The 7135-nt window shown below is 65.2% G+C and carries 8 protein-coding genes; 3 read left to right on the top strand and 5 right to left on the bottom strand.

Translation table 11 applies throughout. From position 1 onward, the window contains the following. Positions 1-297 precede the first annotated feature (297 nt). Complete coding sequence (locus GOPIP_RS22235) at positions 298-1950, top strand: nuclease-related domain-containing DEAD/DEAH box helicase (protein ID WP_006372065.1); 1653 nt, start codon at positions 298-300, stop codon at positions 1948-1950. A 26-nt stretch (positions 1951-1976) separates the two neighbouring features. Here GOPIP_RS22235 and GOPIP_RS22240 read toward each other — a convergent pair whose 3' ends face one another. The 3 genes from GOPIP_RS22240 to GOPIP_RS29790 all read right to left on the bottom strand — a co-directional run bounded on the left by GOPIP_RS22240 (position 1977) and on the right by GOPIP_RS29790 (position 3884). Next, positions 1977-2531: a hypothetical protein gene (locus tag GOPIP_RS22240; RefSeq protein WP_006372066.1), complete on the bottom strand. Its 555-nt coding sequence runs from the start codon at positions 2529-2531 to the stop codon at positions 1977-1979. 5 nt (positions 2532-2536) lie between these two features. After that, positions 2537-3175, bottom strand: a complete 639-nt coding sequence (locus GOPIP_RS22245) for a hypothetical protein (RefSeq protein WP_006372067.1) — start codon at positions 3173-3175, stop codon at positions 2537-2539. Between the two features lie 337 nt (positions 3176-3512). Then, a complete protein-coding gene (locus GOPIP_RS29790; RefSeq protein WP_006372069.1) occupies positions 3513-3884 on the bottom strand; it encodes a DUF3761 domain-containing protein in 372 nt (123 codons plus the stop codon). A gap of 459 nt (positions 3885-4343) precedes the next feature. Here GOPIP_RS29790 and GOPIP_RS22250 point away from each other — a divergent pair, with 459 nt between their 5' ends. Further along, entirely contained in the window at positions 4344-5111 is a 768-nt protein-coding gene (locus tag GOPIP_RS22250) for a hypothetical protein (RefSeq protein ID WP_035728700.1), read from the top strand. On the opposite strand, the gene GOPIP_RS22255 is transcribed toward GOPIP_RS22250, so the two are convergent. Together GOPIP_RS22255 and GOPIP_RS22260 are read right to left on the bottom strand one after the other, a co-directional pair. Next, entirely contained in the window at positions 5108-5998 is an 891-nt protein-coding gene (locus GOPIP_RS22255) for a DNA-3-methyladenine glycosylase family protein (protein ID WP_006372071.1), read from the bottom strand. The genes GOPIP_RS22250 and GOPIP_RS22255 overlap by 4 nt on opposite strands. Before the next feature lie 25 nt (positions 5999-6023). Further along, on the bottom strand, positions 6024-6485 hold the full coding sequence (locus GOPIP_RS22260) for an SRPBCC family protein (protein WP_006372072.1): 462 nt from the start codon (positions 6483-6485) through the stop codon (positions 6024-6026). A 149-nt stretch (positions 6486-6634) separates the two neighbouring features. On the opposite strand from GOPIP_RS22260, the gene GOPIP_RS22265 reads away from it, so the two are divergent. After that, positions 6635-7087: a YdeI/OmpD-associated family protein gene (locus GOPIP_RS22265; RefSeq protein WP_006372073.1), complete on the top strand. Its 453-nt coding sequence runs from the start codon at positions 6635-6637 to the stop codon at positions 7085-7087. Positions 7088-7135: the final 48 nt, after the last annotated feature.

The following is a 7135-nucleotide window of genomic DNA, read 5'->3' on the forward strand; positions in this document are numbered from 1 at the left end:
TCCCATACATGATTCGCGCGAGTGGATCGGCGCGGATCTCACGCGCGACCTCCGCGAGTTGGGATACCTTGTCCGCTGAGTTCATAGCGCCCCTCTTTGATCAGTGTCGACTGCGACGTTCGGCTTCCGATGCAAGGACTGCGGCGTCGGATCACGCATCTTCGATGGTGTCTTGGCGCAGGTGCAGGGACAAGTTTGGCACGCGAACAAGCGAGTCGAAGCAGCTTCGAGCTGATCGAAGCAGTGGTTCGACCCGGCGATCTGACAGAGTGCAGGTGAGCCCGAACGGAGGTCGCCGTGCCCCAGATGTTCCCCGAGTCCCCTCGGTTCGCCACGCCCACCGAGCGATCGGTGTGGCTCGCGCTGCGTGACCAGCTGTCCGACGACGATTTGGTGATCCACGGTCAGCGGGTCACCGATCACGAGAAGGACCATGAGGCCGACTTCGTGGTCGCGATCGCCGGCGCTGGGATCGTGTGCGTCGAGGTCAAGGGTGGCGAGGTCTGGCACGACGGTGACGGCTGGCTGCAGTCGCGGCCGGGGAACCGGCCGAAGCGGATCGACCCCGTTGCCCAAGCACGCGGCGCCTGTTACGCGTTGCGGTCCTACGTCGAGACTCACCCGGCGTGGACGCGCGGACGGCTGCGGTGGGATCACGTTGTGGTGCTACCGCAATCGCTCATCGACGACGACTTCGCGTTGCCGGACTGCCCGCGATGGAAGGTCGTCGATCGTAACCAGCTCGATCACCTCGTCCCACTCATCCGTCGGGTCCTCCTCGACAAGGAGCAGGACCTGCCAGCCCTCGACGCCTCGGCGATCGAGCAACTCGTCACCACACTGAGGGGGCGCGGACTGCCTCAACGCGACGTCGTTGCCCGATCACTCGAGAACGAGGAAGCCGCCGACGCGCTGACCGAGCAACAGTCGGTGCTACTGAACGCCATCTCACTGCTGCACCGTGTGGAGGTGCGCGGCGGGGCCGGCAGTGGCAAGACCTTCCTCGCCGTCGAGCAGGCCCGGCGACTGACCAAGGCCGGCCAACGGGTGGCGCTGCTCTGCTATTCGCACGGTCTCGCCTCATATCTGACCCGTCTGGTGGGCGGCTGGAAGTACACCGAACGACCCGCATACGTGGGCGAATTCCATCAGCTCGGGATCGAATGGGGAGCGGCAACGGGACCTGACGAGTCGGTTGTCAGCGATGCCGCACAGCACTTCTGGGAGCACGAGCTGCCGAACGAGATGACTGATCTTGCCGAGGCGCTGGATCCCGGACACCGCTTCGACGCCATCGTCATCGACGAGGCGCAAGACTTCGCCGACGAATGGTGGCGGCCGATACTGGCGTGCCTGCGAGACCCCGACGACAGTGGCGTCTACGTGTTCAGCGACGAGGCGCAGCGCGTGTTCGATCGGCACGGGGCGCCGCCGGTGCCGTTGGTTCCGCTGCTCCTGGATCAGAACCTGCGGAACACCCGCCAGATCGCGTCGGCCTTCAGTCCGCTTGTCGGACAACGCATGCAGTTGCGGGGAGGAGAAGGGCCCGATGTGCGCTTCGTGGCGTGCACCCCGGACGAGGCGCTCGGCTGTGCCGACGATCAGGTCGACCTGCTACTCGACGACGGCTGGCGTTTCCAGGACATCGCTCTGCTCACAACCGGTAGCCGGCACAATGAGCAGATCGCGCGGCAACAGCAAGGGCCACAGGCTTATTGGGACACCTTCTGGGACGACGATCAAGTCTTCTACGGCCACGTCCTCGGGTTCAAAGGCTTGGAGCGGCGCGTCGTCGTTCTCGCACTGAACGAGTCCGCGCCTCGGGACCGATCCAAAGAACGGCTCTACGTGGGGCTTTCGCGGGCTCGTGATCAGCTGGTGGTGTGCGGCGATCCGAACTTCGTGCGCAGCGTCGGTGGAGCCGACGTGGCGCGCCGGTTGGGTATCTGAGCGGTGTTGGCGACCATGCCGCGTGATCAGATGTGGACGTAGAGCTTTCGAGGTCGACCACCCAGGCGCGAGAGGATCTCGCGGTCCAACTCCTCCGTCAGCGGGAAGGCGTCGACGAACGAGACCGACCCGTAGTTGCCATAGCCGGCAAACACATGTGGCCAGTTGCCCAGTAGGTCGGCATGTGCGCAGTTCGCGCACGTCACTGGGGTTTCCGTCCTGGACTCGTACCATTCGAGCATGAGATCGCCGATCTCCGAATCGGGCAGCTGCGTGCCGCACCTCGGACACGGCGGGCCCTCAAACCCGTCCATATTGCACGAGATCTGCCAGCCCTTGTTGACCTCGACCCCGAACAACCATGCCGCGCCTCCGGCAACGACTTCCGGCGGAATCCATGCCGAGTCAAAGGCGTGGGCGAAGCGTCGAACCTCGCGATACTGCCCCAGGAAGCTATCTGGTTTTTCGGCCGGAGCGATGATCTCGATGTCGAGGAGCCAGTCGATGATCGTATCGACCCGACGCGCGGCTTCGGCCTCGTCGGCGTCCAAGCTCGTGTACACCACCATGTTGTCCGACATAGCTGTCAGACGGTACGCGGTGGGAGGTCGCCCTCGGTCATCTCGCTTCGTACGGCCATCGTTGCGCGCAGCCACCGTCCGACGTAGTTGTGCGTGGCGACCTTGAGGTGGCTCGCAGCATGTTCGACGAACCAGCCACTTAATCCGTCCCAGCGTCGATGGTCGCCGGGCGCGACGATGCTCCAGCCGAGCTCGTCGAGGGTCCAGTGCGCCTTGGCGGAGTTGCGGAGCATTGAGGTGCTCACCCAGTTCGTCTCGTCGTCAGTACCGCCGCGGGTCACTGGCACAACATGGTCGATGGATGGAAACAACTCCCAAAACGCGAAGTGGGTACCGGCCATCTGCCAGTTCGGGTGGGCCGGGAAGTCATCGGGAAAGATCAGCGAAAGTGCCCTCAGAACACCGGGATTGACCAGACGAGTGCCCGAGTATCGATCGATGAATCCGTCGCGGTAGAACACGCGCAGGCACTGACGTTCGGTGTATCGGCGGGCGACCTTGGCTTGAGGTGCAAACGGGTACCCCGAGCGAAGCGTCTCGCGGGCATTAGTGGTGTCGCCCGCAGCCAACCGGGCGCAGACGTGTGCGAGGACCTCCGCCTTGTCGTTCCGCGCTACCAAGGAGTCCGGGTCATCCACCGACACATGTTCGAGTCTATGACCAGGCGACTCGATCAGGGATGTGTTCGGGCTCCAAGAGGCCGGAGGGGGATGAGCTGACTCAACCCAACACGCCGAACTCTGCAAAGAGCGCCTTTGCCAATCCCCGCTGCCCGCCCGTCTTACTCGTCGCATTCAGCGCCGATCCCAGAGGGATCCCGCCGATCCTCGATGCTGACGGCGATCACTGCAACGACGATCACTGCGAGCAGGCAGAGCGTGACCGGACGGGCAGGGTGTCGGACCTGCCCGGTGCTCATGCGCTGGCGTTGGTGCGGTTCAGCTTCCGAATCGAGCGATTAGTGTCGGCCGCGACCTGAATCTAACTGCTACCAAACAGCGCGCCGAGGCTGCCGTTTCCGTTTCCGTCTCCGCTGTTCGCCGGCCCGGCGATGCCCCCGTGCCGAGAGCAGGCTCCCTGCCGATGCTGCGCGTGGCTGTAGGTGCCGTCCTTGCATCGGAAGGTCGCACCACCGGAGTTGCCGTCCGGAACGTGCACACATCGGCCATTGGAGTTGCGGTAGTAGCCAGATTTGCAGCTCGTAGCCTTGGCCTGGCTGGCGCCAGGAAGCGTCTGGGCATGGGCTGCGCCGAGATCACTGACCAGTGCGGGGCCGGCCAAGACGCCAAGGGTGAGGGCGATGGCTGCTGTCGCGCCCGCGAGAGCACGTCGAATGCTGTTCCTGTTCTGCACCGATCAGGTGTATCAGTCTTCACACCCAAGGCTGGTATTTCTGAACCAGATTCCACCGCTCGAGGGACACTCGACGACGAGCTTGGATAGCTGGCATCGGCAAATCTCGGGAAGTGAGGATTGGTTATCAAAGAGCCGCTGCATTGTGCATACTCCGGTATGCAGACGGTTGGCGGGAACGCGGGACTGCCGCCGCATCGTTCAGCGAGAAGTTCTGTGTGCCTGACGATTCGAAGATCGACAATCATGTGCCGAAATTCGCAAAGCGCCTGTTGAGCCGAAATGAGTGCGTGCCCGCGACCTCGAACACTACTTGGCTGGACGCAAGAAAATGACCGGCTATTGGGACAAAACGGAGATAACCGGCGCCGCGTGCGCCCGGACCTGCGCTTGGCGTCGATCGGCGCAAGCACCTGCGCCACCGACCGGAGGGCCCGCTGGTTTAGTCTTTCTACAGAAATGCCGAGCCCGCGCGCTTCAGGTGGTGAACTCGGTGTGGCGACGACGTCTCGATCGGCGGCGTCGCTGCTCATCGAAGGCGAAGGGAACGTCATGACCGGCCCGCAGAATCCGTGGAACGACCCGAATCAGGGCCCGTCACAGTTCGACCAGCCGACGCAGCTGGGTCAGCCGGTGCAGCAACCCGGGTACTCCCAGCAGCCTGGATATTCGCAGCCGCCGGGCTATCAGCAACCCGGATACCCCGAGCAGGGATATGCGCAGCAGGGTTATCCGCAACAGGGATATCCCGGATACGCGCAACCCGGTTACCAGCAGCCCGGGTATCCGCAACCGGGCCAGGGCGGTCCGGGCTTTCCGCCGCCGAAGAAGCGGCCGGTGTGGCCGTGGATTCTCGGTGGCGGAGTCATCCTCCTCATCATCGTTGTGGTGGTGGCGGTCGTCGCGCTGGTCGGCTTCGGCAAGGACGTCGAGAACAAGGTCAACGGACCGGTGACGGTGACCTACCAGGTCACCGGCGATGGGTCGAGCGCCTTCATCGCGTACATGACATCGGGTGGCACGGTCTCCGAGGCGCAGAATGAGTCGGTGCCGTGGACGATGGACGTCTCGTTCGCCGGCTCGCTGAAACCCGTGAGCCTGGCCGCCAGCAACGGTGTCGACGACTCGGGAAGCATCACCTGCACCATCAAAGAAGGCAGCAAAGTGATTGCCACCGACACGAAGTCGGGCGAGGGCGCCGTCGCCGCGTGTGGCGGCACCACCTAAACCGCATCAGGGTGATGTTGTGCCCGCAATCCGGGCACAACATCACCCGGAATGCCCCCTTCGGCCCGCGCCCGCAGATACACCGACGCCCACGTCCGAAAAGGCTTCCACGCGTTCGCAATCTCGTCGAGTACGGCGTCGGGCCCGTACAACTGCGCCACCTCGGCGGTGAGGCGGCGTTCGTTGGCGGGCACGTAATCGGGGGCGTTGGCGCCGCGCAGCACGATCAGTTCGGCAGCGAACGGCCCGATGCCCTTGATGTGTTGCACCTCGGTGATCGCGTCCTGCGGGTCCATCGCCCGCAGCGCGGCGGTGTCGAGTGCGCCCTGCTCGGCGGCGTCGGCGACGGCGTGGAGGTATTCGAGTTTGCGGCCGGGGAGGTCGATGTCGAGGTCGGCGAGTCGCGCCGGCGCGGGAAAGGCTCCGTCGTCACCGAAGCGGTCGGTGATGGCGGCACGGGTCGCCGCGGCTTGGGCGATGCGCACCCGCTGCGAGAGCACCGACCACGCGGCGGCCTCGTAGGCGGAGTGAAAACCGCAGGGCCGCAACCCCGGAAGCGCTTGCTGCGCGCGTCCGATCACCGGGTCACGCTCGCCGACGGCGGGCCACCCCCGGGCGTCGACGTCGAGGGCGAGGAAGCGCGCGGTCTGCTCGGCGGCCGCGTCAAGATCGCCGTCGCCGCTCACCTCGATCTCCGCGGTCTGCCCACGCTGGGTCACGGTGACCCGCGCGGCCGACCAGTCGGCGTCGACCCGGAACACTGTCGACAACCGTCCCGGCTCCTGCGTGCCGCGCAACGCGGATGGGGTGAATCCCTCCCAGAACTCACGGCTGGTGTCCAGCGACCAGGGCCCGAGCACTTCGTGGGTGATCGTCAGCGTGCTCATGGCACCTCCGTCGTCGGCCAATTGTTCAGTGCGACTCCACTGTTCGCGCGAGAATCCCCAACGTGGCGCGCAGACCGGCCCCGGGGATGATCGGGAACCGGCCCTTGATGTCCTCGTTGGTCACGCGACTCCAGTCGTAGTACGTGGTCACCCGCGTGCCGTCGTCGGTGGCCTCCAGGCGATAGCCGTAACGGTGATCCAGCGGCGGGCGGACGGTGCCGGCGATCGTCCACTCGATCCACCGGTCCTGCTCGAAGCCGGTGATGATCACCCGCACGTCGTACTTGCCCATCGGTAGATCGTTGAGCGACTCCCGATCCATGTGCACGACGAACTCGTCGCCCACCGCCGACACCGGCGAGCCCTCGGCGCTCTGCAGCATCCCCGAACTGTCGATGGTGACGTGCCCGTCGGGCGAGGTGAGGACGGAAAAGATGGTTGCCGGATCGGCCTGGATCACGCGGCTGATCTCGAACTGCTCGGACATGTAGTGCGCTCCCTGCGATCGACGACGTGGTAGGCCCAGGCTATGCCCACGCGCCGGACGCCGGTCGACATCTCTGCCATCATGAGTCCGACGCCGAGGAACTCGGTATCGACGTCCGGTAATCCACCGGCGATCGAGGAGGATCGATCATGGCACAAACGCTCACGCTCACAACGGTATTGGAGCCGCGAGGCCCGGCGGCCGCGGTGATCCTCACCGACGAGCAGGTCGCCGAACTCGGGGCGGGCAAGAAGGCGTTCCCGGTGACTGTGCGCATCGGCGACGCGACGCTCGGCGCGCGCCTGGCACGCATGGGCGGGGAGAACCTCATCGGATTCAGCAAGGCCGCCCGCACCATACTCGGGGTGGCCATCGGCGACACCGTCGACATCACGATCGCCGTCGACGACGCGCCGCGCGAGGTGGAGATCCCGCCGGCGCTCGCCGAGGCGCTCGACGCCGATCCTGTCGCGAAAACCGCATTCGACGCGCTGGCCTACAGCCGCCGCAAGGAGTACGCGCGCTCGGTCGCCGATGCGAAGAAAGAAGAGACCCGTGCGCGTCGGGTGGCCGCAGTGCTCTCGGCGTTGGCCGAGAAGTGACGACGGTCGCCCACCCGGATGACACTGACCACCACCCATGGTGCACGT

This window comes from Gordonia polyisoprenivorans NBRC 16320 = JCM 10675 (assembly GCF_000241325.1).
Taxonomy (GTDB): domain Bacteria; phylum Actinomycetota; class Actinomycetes; order Mycobacteriales; family Mycobacteriaceae; genus Gordonia; species Gordonia polyisoprenivorans.

Coding starts and splice junctions, on each gene's coding strand:
- GOPIP_RS22240 (WP_006372066.1), bottom strand. CDS start 2,531: ATGTCGGACAACATGGTGGTGTACACGAGCTTGGACGCCGACGAGGCC.
- GOPIP_RS22250 (WP_035728700.1), top strand. CDS start 4,344: ATGCCGAGCCCGCGCGCTTCAGGTGGTGAACTCGGTGTGGCGACGACG.
- GOPIP_RS22255 (WP_006372071.1), bottom strand. CDS start 5,998: ATGAGCACGCTGACGATCACCCACGAAGTGCTCGGGCCCTGGTCGCTG.
- GOPIP_RS22260 (WP_006372072.1), bottom strand. CDS start 6,485: ATGTCCGAGCAGTTCGAGATCAGCCGCGTGATCCAGGCCGATCCGGCA.
- GOPIP_RS22265 (WP_006372073.1), top strand. CDS start 6,635: ATGGCACAAACGCTCACGCTCACAACGGTATTGGAGCCGCGAGGCCCG.